Annotated in this window: 18 protein-coding genes, 1 tRNA gene and 1 pseudogene; 16 read left to right on the forward strand and 4 right to left on the reverse strand. The window is 50.2% G+C overall.

All coding sequences use genetic code 11. The features are described from left to right. Positions 1–83: 83 nt before the first annotated feature. The 3 genes from H6585_11320 (at position 84) to H6585_11330 (ending at position 3,780) form a co-directional block, all read left to right on the forward strand. A tRNA-His gene (locus H6585_11320) sits at positions 84–157 on the forward strand. A 309-nt stretch (positions 158–466) separates the two neighbouring features. Beyond that, positions 467–1,996 carry a glutamine-hydrolyzing GMP synthase gene (gene guaA / locus H6585_11325; protein MCB9448925.1) on the forward strand — a complete coding sequence of 510 codons (1,530 nt, stop codon included), beginning with the start codon at positions 467–469 and terminating at the stop codon, positions 1,994–1,996. 14 nt (positions 1,997–2,010) lie between these two features. After that, positions 2,011–3,780, forward strand: coding sequence for a LysM peptidoglycan-binding domain-containing protein (locus tag H6585_11330; protein MCB9448926.1), 1,770 nt, complete (start codon positions 2,011–2,013; stop codon positions 3,778–3,780). A gap of 44 nt (positions 3,781–3,824) precedes the next feature. Here the strand turns inward: H6585_11330 and H6585_11335 are convergent, their stop codons facing one another. The 4 genes from H6585_11335 to H6585_11350 form a co-directional block, all read right to left on the reverse strand. Beyond that, positions 3,825–4,625 (reverse strand): hypothetical protein, encoded by an 801-nt coding sequence (locus tag H6585_11335; protein MCB9448927.1) that lies wholly within the window; start codon positions 4,623–4,625, stop codon positions 3,825–3,827. A 305-nt stretch (positions 4,626–4,930) separates the two neighbouring features. Then, on the reverse strand, positions 4,931–5,449 hold the full coding sequence (locus H6585_11340) for a redoxin domain-containing protein (GenBank protein ID MCB9448928.1): 519 nt from the start codon (positions 5,447–5,449) through the stop codon (positions 4,931–4,933). Positions 5,450–5,460: 11 nt separating this feature from the next. Continuing rightward, the gene (locus H6585_11345; GenBank protein ID MCB9448929.1) at positions 5,461–6,936 is read right to left on the reverse strand and encodes a hypothetical protein; all 1,476 of its coding nucleotides are present in this window, start codon (positions 6,934–6,936) and stop codon (positions 5,461–5,463) included. A gap of 25 nt (positions 6,937–6,961) precedes the next feature. Then, positions 6,962–7,729 (reverse strand): hypothetical protein, encoded by a 768-nt coding sequence (locus H6585_11350; GenBank protein MCB9448930.1) that lies wholly within the window; start codon positions 7,727–7,729, stop codon positions 6,962–6,964. Positions 7,730–7,866: 137 nt separating this feature from the next. On the opposite strand from H6585_11350, the gene H6585_11355 reads away from it, so the two are divergent. From H6585_11355 to H6585_11415, 13 genes and pseudogenes are all read left to right on the forward strand, one after another. Continuing rightward, a complete protein-coding gene (locus H6585_11355; protein MCB9448931.1) occupies positions 7,867–9,087 on the forward strand; it encodes a hypothetical protein in 1,221 nt (406 codons plus the stop codon). Continuing rightward, positions 9,087–9,518 (forward strand): Rieske 2Fe-2S domain-containing protein, encoded by a 432-nt coding sequence (locus tag H6585_11360; protein ID MCB9448932.1) that lies wholly within the window; start codon positions 9,087–9,089, stop codon positions 9,516–9,518. The genes H6585_11355 and H6585_11360 overlap by 1 nt, the downstream gene beginning before the upstream one ends. Positions 9,519–9,522: 4 nt before the next feature. Then, positions 9,523–10,602, forward strand: coding sequence for a hypothetical protein (locus tag H6585_11365; GenBank protein ID MCB9448933.1), 1,080 nt, complete (start codon positions 9,523–9,525; stop codon positions 10,600–10,602). A gap of 2 nt (positions 10,603–10,604) precedes the next feature. Further along, positions 10,605–11,990, forward strand: a complete 1,386-nt coding sequence (locus tag H6585_11370; GenBank protein ID MCB9448934.1) for a c-type cytochrome — start codon at positions 10,605–10,607, stop codon at positions 11,988–11,990. Between the two features lie 83 nt (positions 11,991–12,073). Then, positions 12,074–12,328: pseudogene (locus H6585_11375) on the forward strand (type B 50S ribosomal protein L31). 423 nt (positions 12,329–12,751) lie between these two features. Next, on the forward strand, positions 12,752–13,906 hold the full coding sequence (locus H6585_11380) for a GlmU family protein (GenBank protein ID MCB9448935.1): 1,155 nt from the start codon (positions 12,752–12,754) through the stop codon (positions 13,904–13,906). 233 nt (positions 13,907–14,139) lie between these two features. Then, a complete protein-coding gene (gene lon / locus H6585_11385) occupies positions 14,140–16,530 on the forward strand; it encodes an endopeptidase La (GenBank protein MCB9448936.1) in 2,391 nt (796 codons plus the stop codon). A gap of 79 nt (positions 16,531–16,609) precedes the next feature. After that, the gene (porQ, locus tag H6585_11390) at positions 16,610–17,689 is read left to right on the forward strand and encodes a type IX secretion system protein PorQ (GenBank protein MCB9448937.1); all 1,080 of its coding nucleotides are present in this window, start codon (positions 16,610–16,612) and stop codon (positions 17,687–17,689) included. Continuing rightward, positions 17,686–18,372: a (d)CMP kinase gene (locus tag H6585_11395; protein ID MCB9448938.1), complete on the forward strand. Its 687-nt coding sequence runs from the start codon at positions 17,686–17,688 to the stop codon at positions 18,370–18,372. Before porQ ends, H6585_11395 begins: the two co-directional genes overlap by 4 nt. Before the next feature lie 81 nt (positions 18,373–18,453). Then, entirely contained in the window at positions 18,454–19,344 is an 891-nt protein-coding gene (locus H6585_11400; protein ID MCB9448939.1) for a 4-hydroxy-3-methylbut-2-enyl diphosphate reductase, read from the forward strand. Between the two features lie 115 nt (positions 19,345–19,459). Further along, a complete protein-coding gene (gene rpsA / locus H6585_11405) occupies positions 19,460–21,418 on the forward strand; it encodes a 30S ribosomal protein S1 (protein ID MCB9448940.1) in 1,959 nt (652 codons plus the stop codon). Between the two features lie 86 nt (positions 21,419–21,504). Further along, entirely contained in the window at positions 21,505–22,065 is a 561-nt protein-coding gene (pyrR, locus tag H6585_11410) for a bifunctional pyr operon transcriptional regulator/uracil phosphoribosyltransferase PyrR (protein ID MCB9448941.1), read from the forward strand. Continuing rightward, on the forward strand, positions 22,049–22,981 hold the full coding sequence (locus H6585_11415; GenBank protein ID MCB9448942.1) for an aspartate carbamoyltransferase catalytic subunit: 933 nt from the start codon (positions 22,049–22,051) through the stop codon (positions 22,979–22,981). The genes pyrR and H6585_11415 overlap by 17 nt, the downstream gene beginning before the upstream one ends. Positions 22,982–23,009 lie beyond the last annotated feature (28 nt).

Here is a 23,009-nt window from a genome sequence, read left to right on the forward strand (position 1 = left end):
GCTGATGACAATGCAGGAAATCAAAAAATATTTACTTTTGCAAACCTTTCCCGCTGCATCCGGTATGCAGGGGAAGAAATACGGTGGCTGTAGCTCAGTTGGTTAGAGCATCAGATTGTGGTTCTGAGGGTCGCCGGTTCGAGCCCGGTTAGCCACCCGATGAAAAAGCGTCCCACATGTGCGGGGCGCTTTTTTTATATCCCCGATCAACAAATTGCCCGGTCGAGAAAATTCTTTTTTATATTTACCCCATCAACGCTTCAAAGTAAAATGGAACATCATTCTTCAAACAACGCGAACCCGTCCGCTGAGATCTTTGCAGGAGTATATGCTGCAGTGCTTGCGCTCGCCTGGGCCGCGCTGATCATTTTCGGTTAAAGGCCGTTTACCCGTGACTACCATCCGGGAATTCGTTTGATCGCCTGACATGCTGTTTCACGAATGGGGATAATATCTACCTTTGTGCATGCACGACAGTATTCTCATTTTAGATTTCGGATCGCAGTACACCCAGTTGATTGCCCGCAGGGTTCGGGAGTTGAATGTTTACTGCGAAATAGTTCCCTTTAACAACATTCCTGATTTCGGTGAAGAGGTGAGAGGAGTCATCCTTTCAGGTAGCCCGTCATCTGTTCGCGATAACAAAGCCCCCGCGCCGGACCTAGCCCGCATCAGGGGGCGCTTGCCTTTGTTGGGTATTTGTTACGGTGCACAATGGCTTGCCCAAAGTTCCGGAGGCGAAGTAACGCCTTCTGAGAACCGCGAATACGGAAGGGCAAACCTCACCTCCTTAAACGATAACAGTTCCCTGCTGAAGGGTATGACCGTTGGAAGCCAGGTGTGGATGTCACACGCGGATACCATCCGTGCCGTACCCGATTCATTCGAAACACTCGCAAGTACACCTGATGTGGCGATCGCAGCATTCGGCATCAAAGGCGAAACCACATTCGGTATCCAGTTTCATCCGGAAGTGACCCATTCCACCGAAGGCCTTACACTGCTACGCAATTTCGTGGTGGATGTGTGCGGTTGCAAACAAGACTGGACCCCCGAGTCTTATATAGGCGAAACCGAGAAGAACCTGAGAAAACAACTCGGGAGCGACAAGGTTGTGCTCGGACTTTCCGGAGGCGTTGACTCTACCGTCGCAGCCGGATTGCTTAATCGCGCCATTGGTGAAAACCTGTATTGCATTTTTGTAGACAACGGACTGCTGCGTAAAAATGAGTTTGAGGACGTGCTGACGCAGTACAAGAAAATGGGATTGAATGTGAAAGGTGTGGATGCACGCGATCGTTTTCTTCATGCGTTGAAAGGCATATCGGATCCCGAACAGAAACGCAAAATCATCGGAAGGGTATTCATTGAGGTGTTCGACGAAGAGGCGCACGCCATACAGGATGTGAAATGGCTGGGCCAGGGCACCATCTATCCCGACGTGATTGAATCCGTTTCGGTAAAGGGACCTTCGGCCACCATCAAGTCCCATCACAACGTTGGCGGGTTGCCCGATTACATGAAACTCAAGATTGTGGAACCCCTGCGCTTCCTCTTTAAGGATGAAGTTCGCAATGTGGGTAAAAGTCTCGGCTTACCGGAAGACCGCCTAGGTCGTCATCCTTTCCCGGGACCGGGTCTGGCCATTCGCATCCTGGGAGAAGTGACCCCGGAGAAAGTTTCCATCCTGCAGGAAGTGGATCACATTTTCATTTCAGGTTTGGTCAAACACAACTTGTATAATACCACCTGGCAGGCAGGAGCGATCTTTTTGCCCGTACAGTCGGTCGGAGTCATGGGAGACGAACGCACGTATGAAAACGTTGTATGTCTGAGGGCGGTCACCTCTGTGGATGGCATGACCGCCGACTGGTGTCACCTGCCCTATGAGTTCCTCGGAAAGATCTCCAATGAGATCATCAACAAAGTGAAAGGCGTGAACAGGGTGGTGTACGATATCAGTTCAAAACCACCGGCAACCATCGAATGGGAATAACATCATCAAATCGTTTGTCCCGCATCTTTGTTACTTGCGGACTCCTGTGTGTAAGCGCATACACCTTTGGCCAACAGCCCGAATGGCATGAGGGAGATACCATCCAGGCGTACGGCAAAACCGCCGTAGTGCGAAAAGTGGAAAAGGGGCTCACGTTGTATTCGCTTTCCAAAAAACACCATGTTGAAATCGAGGAAATTCTGGATTTGAATCCCCGGGTTCGCGCAAGCGGGCTGCAGGAAGACCAGCTGGTTCTGATCCCGATTCCACAGAAGGTAACCAAGGCTTTCCCACCCAAGAAAGAACCTGAAAAACCCGGTAAGGTGGAAGGGTATAGCTACCACGAAGTGGCAAAAGGTGAAACCATGTATTCGTTGGCAAAGCAATACGACCTTACGGTTGACGAACTCACCATGGAAAACCCCATTGTGCAGCAACAAGGTCTGAAGGCCGGCATGGAACTTCGTATTCCCGTGCATGGAAAAGGAGGTAAGGAGGGAGATGTGCCGGCGATCGAACCTGTGGTTTCCAGCGACGCCATGAACATGGAAAGCATGGATTCTATTCCGATGCCTCCGGTAGACTCGGGAGCGTTGAAATTGAAATATACAGTGTCGCTGTTATTGCCGCTATACCTGGATTTGAACGACTCTACCGAGGCGCGTATGCGCCGTGAGCCGCCAGCAGGTGAAATGGAAGATCATGTGCTCCCCCAATCGAGGCTCGGATTGGAATTCTATCAAGGCGTGCTGATGGCCAGTGATTCGGTTTCAAATGCCAACGGCATCGGATTCAACCTGAAGGTGTACGACACGGAAAATGATACCAACGTGGTGAAAAAGTTGGTACGGCAAGGTGCCCTGGATAGCACCGACCTGGTGATCGGACCTATGTATGAGAATTGCTGGAACACAATTTTGCCGACTGCACGCCGCAAGCATGTGGATGTTGTGAGTCCGTTTGCCATCGATGATGCATGGTTGGCCGGAATGCCGCATGCAGCCAAATTAACGACTCCTGCAGCCGTGCATGTAAGGACACTCGGTAAACTCGGTGCCGCAAAGTACAGTCATCACAAATTCATCGTTGTGTACCTGGATCGGGACGGTGACCGGGAATTGAAGGATGAATTCCGGCATGCCCTCTACACTTCATTGCCTGTATACAGGGATTCGTCTGCGGTGAATTATAAGGAAGTGAATTACTCCAAAGAGAAAATTGAAGGCGTGAGGTCACAGCTATCTGCTAAGGATACCAATGTGGTGGTTTTTCTTAGCAAGGAATATTCACTGGTAAGCGATCTGATTTCCAAGTTGAACTACTCTGCGGTAAAAACAGATGGACCGGACATCATCCTTTTCGGTATGCCGAATTGGAAAGGATTCGACAACATCGATGTGGCCTACCTGCAGAATCTGTTCGTTCATATTCCATCCTCTTATCATGTGGATTATTCCAATCCTGCGGTGACGGAATTCATGGTAAGGTTCAGGGATCGATTCCATACCGATCCTTCCAACTATGCCTTCCTGGGTTATGATGTGGCGATGTTCTTCCTGGAACGCCTGGCCACCAACGGGGTTCATGCATGTACGACATGGGACCAGCCGGTAGGGCATATTTTTCGCGGATTGCAAACCGGCTTTCAGTTTACCCGCAAACCGGGTTACGGAGTAGAGAATGGGTATACCCATGTATACCTGGTGAATGATTTTGAACTGAAGGATGCCAACGTTTTTAAGATTCATCCTCCGGAGCCGGGTACAGAAAAAGGGAAGAAGTAATACTCCTTCCCTTTAAATTTTGCAGGCTTCTTCCGAAGCGTTAATTAGCTGAGAACTTCTTCCAATTGATTGGCCAAGGTTTTGGCAATGCTCTTGGAGACATTGGTTGCCGACTTCCGTTTTGATTCCGGTTTGGTCCAGGTACCGGGCCTTGCATTGGTTTTTGCCTTGGTGGCGGAAGCTTTGGTTGCTTTTCTGCCCGGGGTTGACTTGGCTTTTGAGGCCTTCTTTGTCGTTGCTGCTTTCCCGGATTTCGCCGTGCCGGCTTTCAGCCTGGGAGTTGATTTCCCTTTGGCTTTTGCTTTGGCAGCGGTCTTTGTTTTGCCTGATGTGCCTTCCTTCTTTATCAATTCCGCACGTTTGGCGTAATCGGATTTCAAGACACCCGGACTGGAAAACCAGCTTTTCAGGCCCAGGTATTTTTCCTTTACACCCAAAGAAGCAGTATCAATTCTCTTTTCAATTGTTCTGAGTTTAAAACAAACCTGCAGAATGGCTTGCTTGGTAGAAAGCTGACGCTGTGCCGGAATGTTGGCGAAACCCATGATTTCCTCCGTCAGTTGGTCGTATGTCAGGGGACGGTCGACCTGGCGCAATCTTTTTAGAACCAGCATGCGCCATACAGATTTGGGCCCTGGTTTTTTCTTTTTGGTGGATGTGTCTCCTCCGGCAGATTGCCTGCGTTTGGTCGGGTTGCTTTCCAGCTCCCATTTACCTCCGGTGACACCTAATTGGGAAAGGATGTTTTCTATGTGTTGGAGACGACGAACGGCTTTGTCGTATTCTTCCTGATAGAACTCCTTCATGGCCGTAGTTTCACGGGCATCAAGCTTGATGTTTTCCATACGAATACATGTTGTGGGGTGCAATGCGTGAAAGGTATGCCATAATTCCCTGTTGCCGGTTTGCCCCCCGAGTTAGGGTATTAAGAACGTAGGTTCAAAGGTTGTAAAAAAAATTAATATTAGAATTTTGATTTAACAATTGTTTTGAAAAATAGATCAATACAAGAAATGAGTGGACAGACCTGTTTTTACAATAGGTAAAAATACCTATTTATGTTTTTCTATCCAAGTTGATGGTAGTCGGGAAGTCATTAAGGAAGAACCGGTATTGCAACCATTTCGGGGGATTAGGTCCGGCTGCTTCTTTATAGACCCAGCGCAGACAGGATGGTGTTGATGCTTGTCTTTCCTTCGAATGTGCCTGCCAACACATGTTCTTTGTTATATACAAAAGATGTAGGATTCAGCCGGATTTTAAACAACTGCATGGCCTGTAGGTCCCGATCGCTCAATACACGGATGTTGTGGTAGAATTGAAGGTTCTGATTTTCGGTATAAGAAAGAAGTTCTTCCGGTAGCTGGGATGAGACCAACAGGATATCCACGTCTTCAAGTGCTTTGTGGTTTCGTTTGATCTGGAATACCTCGTCCTTGCATAAATGGCATTCCGTATTGAAATAGATCAGTAGCACACGGCGTCCTGGTTCCATGCTTTGTGTGTAAAAGGCATTTCCCTGCGGTGTGTACAGGGTGACGTTTGGCATGTGCCCGATGGCGTTTTGAAGATTCCTTTGCCGGATGGCGTATCGTATGTAGGCTATCGTTCCCGTGCATGCAACCATGGCCAGTAAAAAAATGATCAGGGTTTTGCGGCGGTTCTTCATACCGGGATAAGTCAATCCTTTTCGTATGCACCGAGATCGGGTGCCAGTCCTTTCACACGCGTATTGCCGGTGATATCGGTGGTGATGGGGTCTGACGCATTGGTGATGGACGGATCGCCGAGATCAATGGCCGGCGATAATGTATCCAATGCATAAATAAACGGCGGGCGTTCCAGGAACCCCGGATTGGTTTTGGTAATGGAGAGGAAATGCGTGGCATCCTGGAGATCATGACTGCCATCTTCTTTCAGAATGCAATGATCGAACATGTAGTTGCCCAATGCTCCGCTTTTAAGGTCTACACCCACCTCGTTCGGTAGTCCTCCATAGATAATGCAGTTGCCAAAGTAAGCGCGGACCAGATCCCTGTGCTGTATGTTCTCATCGATATCTTTGTACCAGTTGTTGACAAGCACGGCGGGAGACTGCCTTACATCATAGTTCCAGTAATTTGCCATGGTGCAATGACGGAAGCGGTAGTCGCCGCCGAGTGTAAGGGCTACGGTATACTGTCCGCAATTGGATACCATCAGGTTGGTGGCATCCACCACAGCCCCCTGTGCAAATAATCCCGCCACCGTCATGTTCTCAATCACGGTGTTGTTAATTTTTAAAGTCGGATTTCCATTTCCTACGGTATCCACCTGGATTCCTACGCTGCCGTTCCTGATGATGGCATGATCAATGGTGTTGTTGATGCTGCCGGCGGAAAGCCAGATGCGGCTCCATTGCCCGGGAATGTCTTTGTATGTTTCCTCCAGGCGGTCGCCGGCGATCAGCACCGGATCACTGGCGGTTCCGTTGATGTGAAGCGAGGATGTGTTCAGGGCGATCAGGCCCGAGTTGTTATGAAAATGTACCCGTGTTCCGGCTTCGATGGTCAGGCTGCAGGCCGAATCAATCACGGCATACCCATAGATCACATGCGGTTTGTCGTTGCTCCAGGTTTCAGGGCAGTTGGGCAGAAGGAAAGCAGAGTACCCTTTGGGAGGTGCATAGAAATAGGCATCCTGGCCCCAGGCAACCAGGTCCACATCCTGTACGTTGTCGTTGGTATTGAATACGATCGAGTCGGTGACCACCAGTGGGTTGTTGGTGTTGTTCGGGTCAAGGGTGACCTCGATAAAAATGAACATGCTGTCTTCGCCGCCGATCTCAACGTCTTTGATTGCCGTACCCTTGATGCCATCCACATTCATCCTGAATTTGGAAGTGCTACCACCGGCCAGGTAGATGGATGAAATGTTGATCTTCTTTTTATTCCGGTTGAAGACTTTGAGATATTGGGTGCTGGACCCCACCGTTGTAAACACGGTATCAAAAAGAACGGTGTCTTCCGAAAATTCCAGGCGAACATCCGGGTCGGTGTCGATCGGATCTTTTTTACATGCGAAAGCAAGGCATGCGATCAAAAGCAGCGCAGGTAAATGGCTATAAATGGATTTATGCAAAGTGATCCAAAGATAGGTAATGGCTTTGAAACGCATACCGTGCCTGTAGATTGTTCAGGTCTTAGCGGTCCGGAAGGATGTCAATGGCTTCACCGGTCAGCCACTTTTTTACCAACGGCGCCGATGTGCTGATCGGTACCAGGATATGGTTCGTGCTAACGAATGCGGGATCGGTGACCGCGTTTGTTGCCATTACACCGGACCGGTTCAGGAAACTTGAATGGATGAAAACGACATAACCGTCGCGCAGAAGAACAAATCCTACGTGGTAGTCCAACCCTACAGAATACAATCCGTCATTCAGGTTTTCACGCATGTAATCTGCCACTTGTTGCGGTGACTTGTTGCGGAGACGGATGATATCCCCGGTGATGCTGAGAATTCTGCATCCTGTGAGCGCACTCTTTCGTGCCAGCTTATAACGGTTCAGGTTTATGCCTGCATGTTTCAGGGTGGTGGATACAAAATAACCGCAAGCGATGAAGCCGGTGTCGGGTGTGTCGGTATGGCCTTCAAAATCCCACGGAGTGCCATACCAATAGGGGAAAATATCCTTCACTAGGGCGTTTTCAAGTGCTCGGCCGGCAGCCTGAAGTACGCTGTCTTTGTTGGTTGATTTCCGGTATGCTTCTGCCCACAGAAACCGGATGCCGCTTACCCTTGAGCGAGCGGCGGTATAGGAACTCCCGGGTGTGCGAAATATCCCCATGGATATCGAATCGGGTGAGGCAATCGTGTCGGTGGGATGGATGTTGGTGCCAGGTATGGCGGTTTCGGCTTGCGCACAGGAGGTCAACAGAGCGATGCAAATGTAGTAAGGGATCAGCATGGCAGATGGTTTCCTGTCATAATACCCGGCAAACCAAAACGGAACAAAATACCTACTTATAGGGAGCGCGTTACCCCCAATCCGGTACGGTGGAGGAGAGGTGAGTCGCGATCTTTGCCGCAAATAAAAGAACCGCTATGAATAAATGGATAGTTGCCGCAGGTTTGATCTTGCTGTCCCGGTCCGGTCAGGCCCAGGTACTGACCCGGGAGGATTCGCTGAATGCCGGATTGTCTCCCTCTGCACGAAATGTCATCATTGCCGGATACGGTGAAGCCAAGGTGAGCTATGATGCCAACATGAAAACAGCAGAGGCCAACCTCACGCGCAATGTGTTGTTCGTGGGGTATAAGTTTAAGAACCGCATCACCTTCTTCTCTGAGTTGGAAGTAGAAGATACCAAGGTGGACGCGGATGGTGGAGAGATCGCCATGGAACAATGTCTGCTGAAGTTTGATGTGGGCAAAGGGGGTAATTACCTGATGGCCGGACTGATCCTTCCCCGGATAGGCATCATGAATGAAAATCATTTGCCAACGACATTCAATGGAAATGATCGTCCTTTTGTTGAGCGATGGGTGATCCCATCTACCTGGCGTGAACTGGGCGTGGTGTACTACGGAACATTGCCCGCCATTCCTGGTTTGCACTACAGCGCCGGAGTGTTGAACGGACTCAACGCCGAAGGCATTGCCGGCGGTAGCGGCATCCGGGAGGCCCGCTTTGAAGGAAGGGAAGCAACCGCATCAAATATCGCATTGACCGGTGCTGTGCTGTACTACCTGGGTGGACTTCGCCTTCAGGCATCCACGTATTATGGTGGAACAGTGGGTATGTCTGAACGTGCCGCCGACAGTCTCGGACTTGATGCAGGCGCTTTTGGTACGCCTGTGTGGGTGTCGGAAGCCAATGCGCAGTTTCAATACAAAGGTTGGTCGGTGAAAGCTTTGGGCGTTTTCGTGAATGTGCCGGATGCCGATGCACTGAACAGGGCTTTTGCAACCAATGCCGCCACACGAACTACCGGCTATTACGCAGAGCTGGCATACAACCTGACTGAAAACAACTCCGCCTGGAAAGACAAAGGCAAAAAGTGTCTCCTCTTTGCACGCTATGAAAGCATGGATCTGATGGCTGATACACCTTACAATGGAATCAAAGATGAACTTTATCACAGTCATTACCTGGTAGCTGGAGTGACCTATATTCCCGCACCGGGCGTGTCTGTTAAAGCCGATTGGGTGCACTCAACCACAGGTGCCCCCAATCCTTTCCTGCACATTAACAACAACCCCAATGCACCGGCGTATCTTCCGGAGAACAACCACATTCAGCTGGGGGTTGCCTACAGTTTCTGATGGACAGGAAAACGTTCATAAGGAATACCGGTTGCGCATGCGTTGGATTGATGGCGGGCAGCGCCGTAGTTTCACTCCTGCAAGGATGTGCGGCGATCCCGGTATGTAAGGCCGTTGTGGAGGAGGGAAAGATATGTGTACCTCTGAGTGAATGGCCGGCTGAAGAACATACCAGGATTGTCAGGGCCCCTCAGCTTGAATACGACCTGCTTGTGGTGCGCAAGGCTGACGGATCCTATCGGGCGCTTGAAATGAAATGTACCCATGCCGATAACAGGTTGTCGGCAAACCCGAAAGGATTGGTGTGTACCCTCCACGGTAGCACTTTCGGCCTGGAAGGAGAGGTAACCAATGGGCCGGCCATTGCGCCATTAAAGACCTTTCCGGTATATCAGGAGCAAAACAACCTATATATACAAGTGAAATCCTAAAGCGATGAAATACCTGAACTTATTCTCCTTTTGTGTGAGTGCCGCATTGTTGGTTACAGCATGTAAAAAAGAAGACCCAACAGGTGATGATGAGATGTCCGATGAACAGTTGCAGGAGATGATCCTGAATGATTTCAGTGACAAGGTGGCTTATCAGAATTATCAGGACCTGGAGAACAACATGGCTGTGTTTTACGCTGCTTGCCAGTCATTCGACGCATCAGGATCGGATGCAGATCTGGATGCCGCCCGCAAAGGTTGGAAAGATGCAAGGGCCGCGTGGGAGCAAAGTGAAGCCTTCCTGTTCGGGCCGGTGTCTACCGAGAACATCGACCCATCCACCGATACATGGCCCGTAGATTACCCGTCACTCGACTCCCTGTTGCAAACCGGAAATGCCTTCACGCAGGCTTATTTGAATTCACTGGGCGATGAACTCAAAGGATACCACCCCGCCGAATACCTGTTGTGGGGTGCTGATGGAAGCAAAGTGCCTTCGGCATTTACATCCCGTGAACGTGAATATCTTATTGCGCTTTCCGCCGATCTGCACCTGAAAGTGACACAACTCCGCATGATGTGGGATCCCTCTGTAAGCGGAAATTATTCCTGGGAGGTGATCCATGCGGGTGAACAAGGTGGTGTGTATGCAACCCGCCGCGCAGTTTTTGAAGAATTCATCGGAGGAATGATCGGGATTTGTGATGAGGTGGCCAATGGAAAGATCGAAGAACCCTTTGCCATGCAGGATCCTTCATTGGAAGAATCACCTTTCAGCGGCAATTCTTTGACGGATTTCCGCAACAACATACAGGGTGTGAAGAATGTGTACCTGGGCATGTATTCGGAAGACGGGTACGGCATCCACAGCCTGCTCGAGAAAAACAACCTGGCCCTCCATAACAAGGTCATGGCGCGCCTGGATGCAGCCATCGATGCATTTGATGGCATTACAGTGCCGTTCGGAGATGCCATTTCATCACAACCTACCCAGGTGCAACACGTGATTGATCAGATCAATGCCCTTCGGACCGTGCTGGAAGATGACCTGATGCCCTTCGTGCAGCAATCTGTTTTGAATTGATCATGAAGAAGCTGTCTGCTGTATTTGTGATTCTGGCGGTTACTGCCGTCATGATATTTGTGCCTGCTTGTCGCAAGCCGATCAATTGGAATGAAGAGGATGCCGATCCGCGATTGTCCGGCGGCAAGCAAACGGTGTTTGTGGAAGGTACCGGGGCTTTTTCTCAGCCTTTTCCCGATATGTCGGAAGCGCGTCTGGCTCTGCATGAATTGGGTGATGCGCATTTCGAAGCTTCTTTCGTGGCTTCACCCGCACCGAAATTCGGAGGATTGGGCCCTATTTACAACAGCAATGCCTGTTTCAATTGTCACATCAACGATGGCAGGGGAAAGCCCATTGCATCCCAGGAAGCAATGACAAGCATGCTCTTTCGGGTCAGTGTGTCCGGAACCGGTCCGCATGGAGGACCTCTGGGTGCTCCCGGGTTTGGTGGGCAACTCCAGGATAAAGCCGTCTTCGGTAAACAAGCGGAAGCCACGGTTTCAGTGAGCTGGGTGGCAGAAGTGGTGTTCTTTGATGATGGCGATTCCATTGCGCTCAGAAAACCCCAATGGAGTTTTAACAATGCTTATTTGCCATTGCCGTCGGGTTGGATGTACTCGGCGAGGGTAGCGCCGCCGGTGTTCGGACTGGGGTTGCTTGAACAGATTGATGATGCCACCCTGTATGCATTCGCGGACCCGGATGACAGGGATGGCGATGGTATTTCAGGGAAACCCAACCTGGTTTGGGATGTGGCAAAGAACGCTACTGTAATCGGGAAGTTCGGATGGAAGGCCGAGGCGCCTACGTTGGCCCAACAGGTGGCGGGCGCTTACAACGAAGACATGGGGTTGACAAGCTACCTTATGGCTGCCGAGAGCAGTGTGGGACAGTCCCAGCATGATCTGCTGACGGATGACCCGGAAGTTCCCGACAGCATATTCAATGCCGTGGTGTTTTATGTGCAATCGTTGGCTGTTCCTGCCCGCAGAAAAGTGACTGATGCTACGGTGTTGAAAGGACAAGCTGTTTTTCAGCAAGCCGGCTGCAACGGGTGCCACATAGCATCGGTGACCACAAAAGTGGATGTGGCTTTCCCGGAAACTTCGAATCAATTGATCCATCCGTATACCGACATGCTTCTTCATGACATGGGGCCTGACCTGGCCGACGGCAGACCGGCCTACGAAGCTTCAGGATCGGAATGGAGGACACCTCCCTTGTGGGGCATCGGGCTCACCAAAGTGGCCAACGGACATACCTATTTCCTGCACGACGGCCGTGCACGCAACCTGATGGAGGCCATCCTTTGGCATGGCGGAGAAGCGCTCCAATCCAGAGAATTCGTGAGAAAATTGAATGCGGAGGAAAGAGATGCGCTCATTACTTTTCTGGATGCGCTATAACCGGATTCGACTGGTGAATAAAAAGGTTGTTGGAAATACGATATTTTGCTATCTTTGCGCCTCATTTTCCTGAAAAAGTTGTTATGAAGAAAGGAATTCACCCCGAAAACTACAGGTTCGTCGTCTTTAAGGATATCTCCAATGACTACGCGTTCATTACCAAGTCTACCGCCGCTTCCAAGGAAACCATTGTTTGGGAAGACGGACAGGAGTACCCGCTTGTAAAGCTCGACATCTCACATACATCCCACCCGTTTTACACCGGTAAGATGAAGCTCGTGGATACCGCTGGTCGCGTGGATCGCTTCCGCAATCGTTACCATGACCGCAAAGAAAAGCTGGAGCTGATAGAGAAGGAAAAAGAAGAAGCGAAGAAAGTGGCTCTGGAAGCAGAAGAGGCTGATAAAGCTCAACGTGCTGAAGCCAAAGCCCGCAAGGAAAAGGCGAAGGCTGATAAGGCTGCCAAAGCTGCTGAAGCCAAAGCCAAGCGTGAAGCCGAAGCTGCCGCCGCTGCAGAAGCTGAAGCTGCCAAAGCCGCCGAAGCCGCTGCCGCTGCCGAAGCGAAACCCGAAGCTTCCGCTGAAGAAGCTCCGGCTGCTGAAGCTCCTGAAACTCCCAAAGCAGAGGGAGGCGAAGAGAGCGCATCCTGAGATGATGTTCACTGAATATATAAAGCCACCCCATGCGGGTGGCTTTTTTTTATGTTCCGCCGTTACCCGCCGTCCGCACATTTTCTATAATTTCCCCGCAAATTGTCAGGTATGAGCCTAATTCTTTTTGATGATACCAACCGTGATCACCTGTTGCCGCTCGTGTTCACAAGGCCCGTGGCCGATATTCGCGTGGGCATTCTCACCATCCGGGAAAAATGGGAACGTTACCTGGGAATGATTTCCGGAACACACACGCAGCCTTACCTTCAACAAAAGTTCCAGGAGGTATCCGACCAGGCAGGCGTGCTTTATGTGAACGGAGCCGTACTTCCCGATCCTGTTCTGGTGTCGGAGGTAAAGCAACTCAAACCGGGGGAACAACTTGTGGCCGGCGACCTGCTTGTTGCCATGCATTCCGCAGGTACAGGCTGGCAGAATCGCATACAAACCGATGCCCCAAGGGTTCAAGCTTCCATCCTTCCGGCAATGATCAGGAAACCGTGGGATGTGTTTCAAATGAACGGCCAGGCGATTCAGCTTGATTGGGAGCTCCTTCAGCCTGAAAAATCAACCGCCGGGTATGGCAATATCCAATATGGAGACGCATTGCACATCGCGCCTGGTGCGGAAGTCAAAGGTGCAATCCTCAACAGTGAAGGTGGACCTATATACATAGGTGAGGGAGCCAAAGTCATGGAAGGGGCATGCCTCCGGGGGCCTGTTGCGGTATGTGCGCACGCAGAAGTTAAAATGGGTGCGAAGATATATGGTCCCACAACCATCGGACCTCATTCAAAAGTTGGCGGGGAACTGACCAACGTGGTGATATTCGGATTTTCCAACAAAGGGCACGACGGGTTTGTGGGTAACAGTGTAATCGGTGAGTGGTGCAACCTCGGAGCCGATACCAATTCATCCAACCTGAAAAATAACTATAGCATGGTGAAAGTGTGGAGTTATGTATTGAATGACTTCACCGATACGGGACTCCAGTTCTGCGGCCTGATCATGGGCGATCACAGCAAGACAGGCATCAATACCATGTTGAACACGGGCACGGTGGTGGGTGTGAATGCCAATATCTTCGGAGGGGATTTCCCTCCCAAGCACATCCCGTCTTTTTCCTGGGGAGGTGCATCCGGTTTTGAAAAATATGACCTGGATAAAGCGATGGTTGTGGCAGAGCGTGTCATGGAGCGACGAAAAGTCCGCTTAACCGAAGCCGACCGCGCGATTTTTCACCATCTGTATGAGCTGGGCTGATAACATGGCAGCGATTCCCTTTTGGCACAATGCTTGACTCACCACGAATGAAAATCGGTCGTGAACACTTAGGTGTGCCGCGGCAGGTAGAATGCCGGAAAGCTTTTGGTTGGTTGAATGCCCCTGAAAGCTAAGGAATGCTGACAAATTGACTGAAAATGAAAGATCCTTTTTTGAATAACCAGTGGGAACTCTCGGAAATCATAGATGAAGACACCGAGTTCATCCCTCTGATGACAACGGAAGAAGAAGAGAAGTGGGATGAGGAAAAAGCACCGGGCGTGCTGCCCATTCTTCCTCTAAGAAATACCGTACTTTTTCCCGGGGTGGTGATCCCGATCACCGTCAGTCGCGATAAATCCATTCGCCTCATCAGAGATGCCTATCAAGGAGATAAAACCATCGGTGTGGTGGCGCAGAAAGACATGGCGATTGAAGACCCAGGTGCGTCTGAATTGAACCAGGTGGGTACGGTGGCCTACATCGTGAAGATGCTGCGGATGCCCGACGGCAATACCACCGCCATCATTCAGGGCAAGAAGCGGTTCAGCATCGTGGACGTGGTGCAGGCTGACCCTTACCTCAAGGCCAACATCAAACCATTCGGGGAAACCAGGAAAATTGTGGGCGACAAAGAATTCGATGCGATGGTGGCATCGCTCAAGGACATGGCCACCATGATCATCCGCCAATCCCCCAACATTCCGTCCGATGCGGCATTCGCCATCCGGAACATTGAAAGTCCTTCTTTCCTGATCAATTTCGTTTCATCAAATATGAACGCGGAAGTGGCCGACAAGCAGAAAATGCTGGAAGTGGCCGATCTGAAAACCCGCGCGGAAATGTTGCTGAAACACCTGAGCAAAGAACTGCAGTTGCTGGAATTGAAAAACCAGATTCAGTCGAAGGTGAAAACCGATATCGACCAGCAACAAAGGGAATATTTCCTGCACCAGCAGATGAAGACCATCCAGGAAGAACTCGGTGGCAACCCGATGGAAGCCGAGATCAACGAAATGATGGAAAAGGCCGAGCGCAAGAAATGGTCGAAAGAGGTGCGCGAAACATTTGATAAGGAACTGGAAAAGCTGCAACGCATGAATCCGGCTTCCGCGGAATACAGCGTACAAGCCAACTACCTGGATGTGATGCTGGAGCTGCCATGGGGTGAATACACCAAAGACAACTTCGATTTGGAGCGTGCTGAAAAGCAGTTGAACAAAGATCATTTCGGTATGGAAAAGGCCAAGGACCGTATACTGGAACACCTTGCCGTGCTGAAACTGAAACAGGATATGAAGTCGCCGATCCTTTGCTTCGTCGGGCCTCCGGGGGTGGGAAAAACATCCCTCGGTAAATCCATTGCCAAAGCTCTCGGTCGCAACTATGTGCGCATTTCGTTGGGCGGATTAAGGGATGAGGCCGAGATTCGCGGACATCGTAAAACCTACATCGGGGCCATGCCGGGTCGCATCATTCAGAACCTCAAAAAAGCGAAAACCTCCAATCCGGTTTTCGTACTGGATGAGATTGATAAGGTGGGAAAAGATTTTCACGGTGACCCTTCATCCGCATTGCTGGAAGTATTGGATCCGGAACAAAACACTGAATTCTACGACAACTACCTCGAGCAGAACTACGACCTGTCCAAAGTACTCTTCGTTGCAACTGCAAATACCCTGGCTACCTTACAGCCTGCGCTGCTTGACCGGATGGAAGTCATCGAATTGTCAGGTTATACCCTGGAAGAAAAAGTGGAGATTGCAAAGCGTCATCTTGTTCCCAAGCAATTGAAAGAACACGGACTGGCAAAGGGCCAACTCAAATTCACGCCCGGAGTGTTGGGTTTCATCGTGGAAGGATATACCCGTGAGTCAGGCGTGCGAAGCCTGGAGCAGAAAATTGCCAAGGTGATCCGCCATCATGCCCGGTTGATCGGAATGAACAAGAAGTTCAAGCCGTCGGTCACAAAGGAAGGGGTGGAAACCATCCTCGGGCCGCCTCATTTCCTGCGTGACAGGTATGCGGATCCGGGTGTGCCAGGTGTGGCAATCGGTCTTGCATGGACTGCAGTGGGGGGAGATATTCTGTTTATTGAAACGGCACTCAGCAAAGGGAAGGGAGGATTGTCTCTTACCGGAAACCTGGGCGACGTCATGAAAGAGTCTGCCACCATTGCCATGGAATATCTGAAGTCGCATGCAAAAGATTTGCAGATAGAAGCCGGTCGGTTTGATGAGGAACATACCCACATACACGTGCCTGAGGGGGCTACACCCAAAGACGGTCCCTCCGCCGGAGTAACCATGCTGTCGGCGCTGGCATCTGCATATACAGGTAGGCATGTGAAGCCACGTCTTGCCATGACCGGAGAGATCACCCTTAGGGGTTGGGTGTTGCCTGTCGGGGGAATCAAGGAAAAGATTCTCGCCGCCAGACGTGCCAATATGAAGGAGATCATTCTTCCTGAAGAAAACCGCAAAGATGTGGCAGAGATCAAGGCTGACTATCTGAAAGGTCTCAAGTTTCATTACGTGAAAAGAATGGATGAAGTGCTTTCGCTGGCATTGGTGCCTGCTAAAAAGCTTGCCCGGAGAAAGCCCTTAGTCAAGGCCCGGCAATAACAAATCAAAACGTAGCGTTCGTTTTCCGAACATTTCGTTTATTTGTTGATGCCCTTGTGGTAATAAAAGCTGTGCACCCTTGCGAAGGAATTCATTTATCCCGTCTTTGTTGCGACATGTACTGGTACCGGTCCTGTTGTTTTTGCCTTTCACAGGAAGTGCTCAGATCGGCGGTTCGCAAGCATTCGACTTTCTGAACCTTGTCACCTCGGCACGTATCGGTGCAGTCGGTGGATATTTTTCTGCGGTTACCAACGACGACGATTTGAGTCTCGCGATTGATAACCCTTCCCTGTTGCATGCGGACATGGAGAAACGCCTGGTGTTCGATTATGTCAATTATTTTTCTGACATCAACTTCGGAAGTTGTGCCTATGCGCACCATCTTCCTGGATGGGGAACCTTGTCGGCCGGTATGCGATATGTGGATTACGGATCGTTTCAGGAAACCAACGAGCAGGGAGATGTGGTTGGTTCGTTCCGGGCTTCTGATATGGCATTTCAATTGGGAACGGCGCGTGCAATCGATAGCAATTTTACTGCCGGCGTCAATGCCCGCTTTATTTATTCATCGCTGGCAGGCTATACATCATCAGGTGTGGCTGCCGATCTGGCCGTAACGTATCGCAAGCCACAGGGAAGATTTGCAGCGGCATTGCTGTTGCGCAATGTAGGTGTGCAGGTTAATCCATATGTGGATCAGACGCGGGAAAAACTGCCGTATGAGGTACAAATAGCCATTTCCCAAAAGCTGGAACATCTGCCGTTCAGGTATATCGTGCACTTCACCCAGTTGCAAAAGCTGGATCTGAACTATGAAAATAGCAACAACCCCACGTTGCTCGTCGATCCGTTGACCGGTGAATCCATTGAACCCAGGAAGATGATTGGTGATAAAATCATGCGTCATGTGGTGCTTGGCGGGGAGTTGTCACCCTCTCAAAATTTTCATATCCGGTTCGGGTACAATTACCGGAGAAGGCAGGAATTAAAGGTGGATAGCAGGGCGGGTACTGTCGGCTTTTCATGGGGCTTCGGTTTGAAGATTTCCAAATTTCAACTGAACTATGGCCGGGCAACCTATCATCTGGCCGGTGCTTCCAATCACTTCAGTGTATCTACCCGCATTTCCGATTTCATTAAAAAAGAAGAGAATTGAGCGCAATTACCATTGCCATTGATGGTCACTCCTCTTGCGGAAAGAGTACCTTGGCAAAGGAACTGGCCCGTGAATTGGGATATGTGTATGTGGATACGGGCGCCATGTACCGCGCAGCCACCTTGTTCTGTATAGAGCACGGATGGCTGGGTGAGGGTGTCTGGAGGGAAGATGAACTGTTGGCGCACCTATCTGAACTCAACGTCTGGTTTAAAAAAGAAGAAGGCACAGTGGTACAGCACGTCATGCTGGGAGACCGCGATGTGACCGACCGTATCCGCACCATGGAGGTATCGCGCTTTGTAAGTCAGGTCAGTACCTGTGTGCCTTTGCGTGAGAAATTGGTGAAATTGCAACGTGAGATGGGTAAAGATAAAGGAATTGTGATGGATGGAAGGGATATAGGTACGGTGGTATTCCCCGATGCTGAAGTAAAAATATTCATGACCGCATCGGTGGAGGAAAGGGCCCGGCGCAGGTTCCTGGAAATCAAAAAGCGGGAACCGGATACGACCATTGAGTCGGTACTGGAAAATATTCGTGAACGCGACCGGATCGATAGCGAACGCAAAGTAAATCCCCTCAGACAACCAGAGGATGCGCATGTGCTGGACAATACCCACATGAACCGTGAAGAGCAGTTCCTTCTGGCGTTGTCGTGGGCGCGTGGTGCCGGCGCATAATGCCTGACAACTTTCCCGGATGTTTCCATACGGAGGGAGCAAAAACCTGTATCTTTGTAAACCATGAGCGACTCTTCGTCTATTCACGTGACCATTGATCCGAGCTCCGGATTCTGCTTCGGTGTGGTATATGCCATTGAAATGGCAGAAGATGAATTGAATAAATCCGGTGCGTTGTACTGCCTGGGAGACATCGTGCACAACAACCGGGAAGTGGAGCGTCTGGCTGCAAAAGGACTGAAGATTATCGACCACAATGACCTTGCAAACCTGAAAGATTGCAAAGTACTGATTCGTGCGCATGGCGAGCCCCCAAGCACATATGAAACAGCCATCCGAAACAACATTGAATTGATCGATGCTTCCTGTCCGGTGGTATTGAAGCTTCAGCACAGGGTACGCAACGGCTATGAAGAATCGGTTGCCGATAACGGGCAAATCATCATATACGGGAAGGAAGGTCATGCGGAGGTGAACGGACTCGTGGGACAGACGGGAGGGAAAGCGATCATAGTTACCACTGAAGAAGACCTGGACCGGGTGGATTATTCAAGACCGGTATACCTCTACTCTCAAACCACCAAAAGCACCGAAGGTTTTTACAAAATGAAACGACTGATCGAGCAACGCCTGCGTGAGGCCGGCAATGATCATGAAGTGGGTTTTGTAGCCAATGACACCATATGCAGGCAGGTGGCCAACCGGGAACCTCAGCTGAAACATTTTGCCTCCAAACATGAGGTGGTGGTATTTGTCAGTGGCAAGAAAAGCTCGAACGGTAAGATTCTCCATGACGTTTGCAAATCAGTGAACCCCCGAACCTACTTCGTTTCCGGGGAGGAGGAAATTGCTCCTGAGTGGTTCGAAGGTGTAAAGAGTGTTGGCATCTGTGGAGCCACGTCCACCCCAATGTGGTTGATGGAAAAGGTAGCTGCATGCATCGAGTCCTTGGCGCCTGCTCCCACTGCATAAAAATCCTGATATTTCTTTAGGTATTTAATCCTGGCCTTCATACCTTTGCGGGCATTTTGAGTACAACTCACGGAATGTCTAACCTTTTAACTGGCGCCTGGTGCGCCCGCATGAAATGACAAACGAAGAAAAAGTAGAAAAGGAAACCGCCGAAGTAGAAAAAGCAACCGCAGAGGTTGAAGTGGCAGAAAAGAAAGAAAAGAAGGCGGCGGCCCCCAAAGAAACTCCCGTTCCCGTAGCATTTGATTGGGACAATACAGATGACGACGGAGACGCCTACTCCGCGGAGGAGCGCAAATCACTGGAAGAACTTTACGACAAAACCCTGGTATCCATCAATGACCACGATGTCATCGAAGGAAAAGTGGTGGATGTTACCAGCAAGGATATCGTGATCAATATCGGCTTTAAGTCGGAAGGAATCGTATCCGTTGGTGAATTCCGTTACAACCCTGAGCTGAAGGTTGGAGATACCGTTGAGGTATATGTGGAAAGCCAGGAAGACAAGAACGGACAGCTGGTGTTGTCACACAGAAAGGCACGTGCCCTGAAATCATGGGATCGTGTGAACGAAGCATACGACAAGGGTGAAGTCATCAAAGGATACGTGAAGTGCCGCACCAAAGGCGGTATGATCGTGGATGTATTCGGTATCGAAGCATTCCTTCCCGGTTCTCAGATTGACGTGAAACCCATCCGTGACTACGATGTGTATGTTGGAAAAACCATGGAATTCAAGGTTGTAAAGATCAACCAGGAGTTCAAGAACGTGGTGGTATCCCACAAGGCGCTGATCGAAGCCGAACTTCAGCAACAGAAACAGGAGATCATCTCCAAACTGGAAAAAGGTCAGGTACTCGAAGGCGTGGTCAAGAACATTACCTCTTATGGCGTGTTCATCGACCTGGGCGGCGTAGACGGATTGATCCATATCACCGACCTGTCATGGGGCCGCGTAAGCCACCCCGAAGAAATCGTAAGCCTGGATCAGAAACTGAATGTGGTGATCCTGGATTTCGACGAAGAGAAGAAGCGGATCGCCCTCGGGTTGAAACAACTCACTTCGCATCCATGGGATGCCCTCGATGCCAACCTGAAGGTGGGCGACAAGGTGAAAGGCAAAGTGGTGGTAATCGCCGACTACGGTGCGTTCATCGAAGTACAACCCGGAGTGGAAGGTCTGATTCACGTGAGCGAAATGTCATGGTCTCAACACCTCCGCAGTGCACAGGATTTCCTCAAGGTAGGACAAGAAGTGGAGGCAGTTGTGTTGACCCTCGACCGCGAAGAGCGTAAAATGTCTCTGGGTATGCGTCAATTGATGCCGGACCCATGGGCGAATATCGAATCCAAATACCCGGAAGGTTCCAAGCACAAAGGAAAGGTTCGCAACTTCACCAACTTCGGTGTATTTGTGGAACTCGAAGAAGGCATCGACGGGCTGGTACATATTTCCGACCTGTCATGGTCCAAGAAGATCAAGCATCCTTCCGAATTCACCAAGGTGGGTGATGAAATGGAAGTGGTTGTGCTGGGTCTGGATACCGAAAACCGCCGCTTGAGCCTCGGCCACAAGCAGCTGGAAGAAAACCCATGGGAAACTTTCGAAACCGTATTTACGGTTGATTCCATTCACAGTGGAACCATTCTGAAGAAGGTGGACAAGGGTGCCATCGTTGGCTTGAAGTACGGAGTGGAAGCATTCCTGCCTACCAAGCATATGACCAAGGCAGACGGTTCTCAGGCTCAGGTAGACGAAAGCCTCGACTTCAAGGTGCTTGAGTTCAATAAGGAAAGCAAGAAAATCATCGTGTCTCACACCAAAACCTTCCAGGTGACAGGTGATGACGATCGTGCAGACAGCAGAGAACGCGGCAGCGATGAGAATTCGGCAAAATCCAAGGCGAAAGCAACCAAGAAAGCTGTTAAGTCCATCAAGGAAAACCTCGAGAAGACCACATTGGGTGACCTCGACGTCCTCTCCAATCTGAAAAGTGAAATGGAAGAGAACGAGACGGCGAAGGCATCCGGAAAGATCAAAGAGGATGAAGATTCCGAAGATGAAGAAGAATAGAAGTCAAAAAAATCCCGATGAAAATCGGGATTTTTTTTGCCCCTGCGATTCCAACAGTGCAATTGCTATCTTTGTTTCGCTGACCCATGCCTGCTAAAACCATTATAAACAGCCAGTGTTTCGAGCTTACGCTTCGCCGGCTATGTTATGAACTGGTCGAAAATCACGACAAGTTTGAGGATTCCGCCATGATCGGTTTACAACAGGGAGGTGTTTTCCTGGCCAGACGGATCGCCGGGTTGCTGGAAAAGGAACATGGGGTCAAAAACCTCCGGATAGGTAGCCTGGATGTGACGTTTTTCAGGGACGATTTCCGACGCCGGCAAAGTCCGCTTGTAGCCAGTTCCACCCAGATTGATTTCACCGTTGAGAACAAAAAGGTGGTTTTGCTGGATGATGTGCTGTTTACCGGACGCACCATCAGGGCCGGACTGGATGCGTTGCTGTCGTTCGGTCGACCCCGGAGCGTCGAACTGATGGTATTGATCGACCGCCGGTATTCACGGCATTTGCCTATACAACCCGACTATGTTGGAAGGACTGTGGATGCGGTGACATCCGAAAGGGTAGAAGTGTATTGGAAAGAGAATGATAAAGAAGATAAGGTCTCACTGATAACCCCATCCTCCTATGCAAACAAGCCTTAGCGTTGATCACCTGCTCGGTATCAAGTATCTCAAAAAGGAGGATATCGAGTTGATCTTTCAGACCGCTGAGCATTTTAGGGAAGTCATCAATCGTCCCATTAAAAAGGTACCCTCCCTCAGGGATGTGACCATTGCCAACATCTTTTTCGAAAATTCCACCCGAACCAGACTTTCATTCGAACTGGCTGAAAAGCGACTTTCAGCTGATGTCGTGAATTTTTCCGCATCTTCTTCGTCCGTGAAAAAAGGGGAGACCCTGATTGATACGGTGAACAACATCCTGGCCATGAAAGTGGATATGGTTGTGATGAGACATCCCAGTCCGGGTGCCGCCCATTTCCTTTCCAAACACGTGAAAGCACGGATTGTGAATGCCGGCGATGGTGCGCATGAACACCCGACGCAGGCCCTGCTTGATGCCTTTTCCATCAAAAGAAACCTGGGGCGAGTGGAAGGAAAGAAGATCCTGATTGTGGGAGATATCCTCCATTCAAGGGTGGCTCTCTCCAATATCTTTTGTTTGAAAACCCTGGGGGCGGAAGTATGCCTCTGTGGCCCGTCCACCTTGATGCCACGTCATGTTGAATCCCTGGGGGTGAAGGTTGAAACCAATTTGAAAAAGGCACTGGAATGGTGCGATGTGGCCATGGTGCTTCGTATCCAGCTTGAAAGACAGGACATCAGGTACTTCCCTTCCCTCCGGGAATATGCCATGCTGTACGGACTGAACCGGGAGTTGCTGGATTCGCTGAAAAAGGAAATTACCGTGATGCATCCCGGCCCCATCAACAGGGGGGTGGAAATCACCAGCGATGTCGCCGACTCCAAACAGTCCATTATCCTGGAACAGGTAGAGAATGGTGTGGCCATCCGAATGGCCGTCTTGTATTTGTTGGCAGAAAGGCCTGAAAATTGATTGTAATATTTTGATTTGACGGAGGGAA

Source organism: Flavobacteriales bacterium (assembly GCA_020635855.1).
In the GTDB taxonomy this organism is placed as follows: Bacteria; Bacteroidota; Bacteroidia; order JACJYZ01; family JACJYZ01; genus JACJYZ01.

Excerpts from the sequence above, each read along its gene's own strand:
- guaA (MCB9448925.1), top strand. The coding sequence starts at position 467 with ATGCACGACAGTATTCTCATTTTAGATTTCGGATCGCAGTACACCCAG.
- H6585_11335 (MCB9448927.1), bottom strand. The coding sequence starts at position 4,625 with ATGGAAAACATCAAGCTTGATGCCCGTGAAACTACGGCCATGAAGGAG.
- H6585_11340 (MCB9448928.1), bottom strand. The coding sequence starts at position 5,449 with ATGAAGAACCGCCGCAAAACCCTGATCATTTTTTTACTGGCCATGGTT.
- H6585_11345 (MCB9448929.1), bottom strand. The coding sequence starts at position 6,936 with ATGCGTTTCAAAGCCATTACCTATCTTTGGATCACTTTGCATAAATCC.
- H6585_11350 (MCB9448930.1), bottom strand. The coding sequence starts at position 7,729 with ATGCTGATCCCTTACTACATTTGCATCGCTCTGTTGACCTCCTGTGCG.
- H6585_11355 (MCB9448931.1), top strand. The coding sequence starts at position 7,867 with ATGAATAAATGGATAGTTGCCGCAGGTTTGATCTTGCTGTCCCGGTCC.
- H6585_11360 (MCB9448932.1), top strand. The coding sequence starts at position 9,087 with ATGGACAGGAAAACGTTCATAAGGAATACCGGTTGCGCATGCGTTGGA.
- H6585_11365 (MCB9448933.1), top strand. The coding sequence starts at position 9,523 with ATGAAATACCTGAACTTATTCTCCTTTTGTGTGAGTGCCGCATTGTTG.
- H6585_11370 (MCB9448934.1), top strand. The coding sequence starts at position 10,605 with ATGAAGAAGCTGTCTGCTGTATTTGTGATTCTGGCGGTTACTGCCGTC.
- H6585_11380 (MCB9448935.1), top strand. The coding sequence starts at position 12,752 with ATGAGCCTAATTCTTTTTGATGATACCAACCGTGATCACCTGTTGCCG.
- lon (MCB9448936.1), top strand. The coding sequence starts at position 14,140 with ATGACAACGGAAGAAGAAGAGAAGTGGGATGAGGAAAAAGCACCGGGC.
- rpsA (MCB9448940.1), top strand. The coding sequence starts at position 19,460 with ATGACAAACGAAGAAAAAGTAGAAAAGGAAACCGCCGAAGTAGAAAAA.
- pyrR (MCB9448941.1), top strand. The coding sequence starts at position 21,505 with ATGCCTGCTAAAACCATTATAAACAGCCAGTGTTTCGAGCTTACGCTT.
- H6585_11415 (MCB9448942.1), top strand. The coding sequence starts at position 22,049 with ATGCAAACAAGCCTTAGCGTTGATCACCTGCTCGGTATCAAGTATCTC.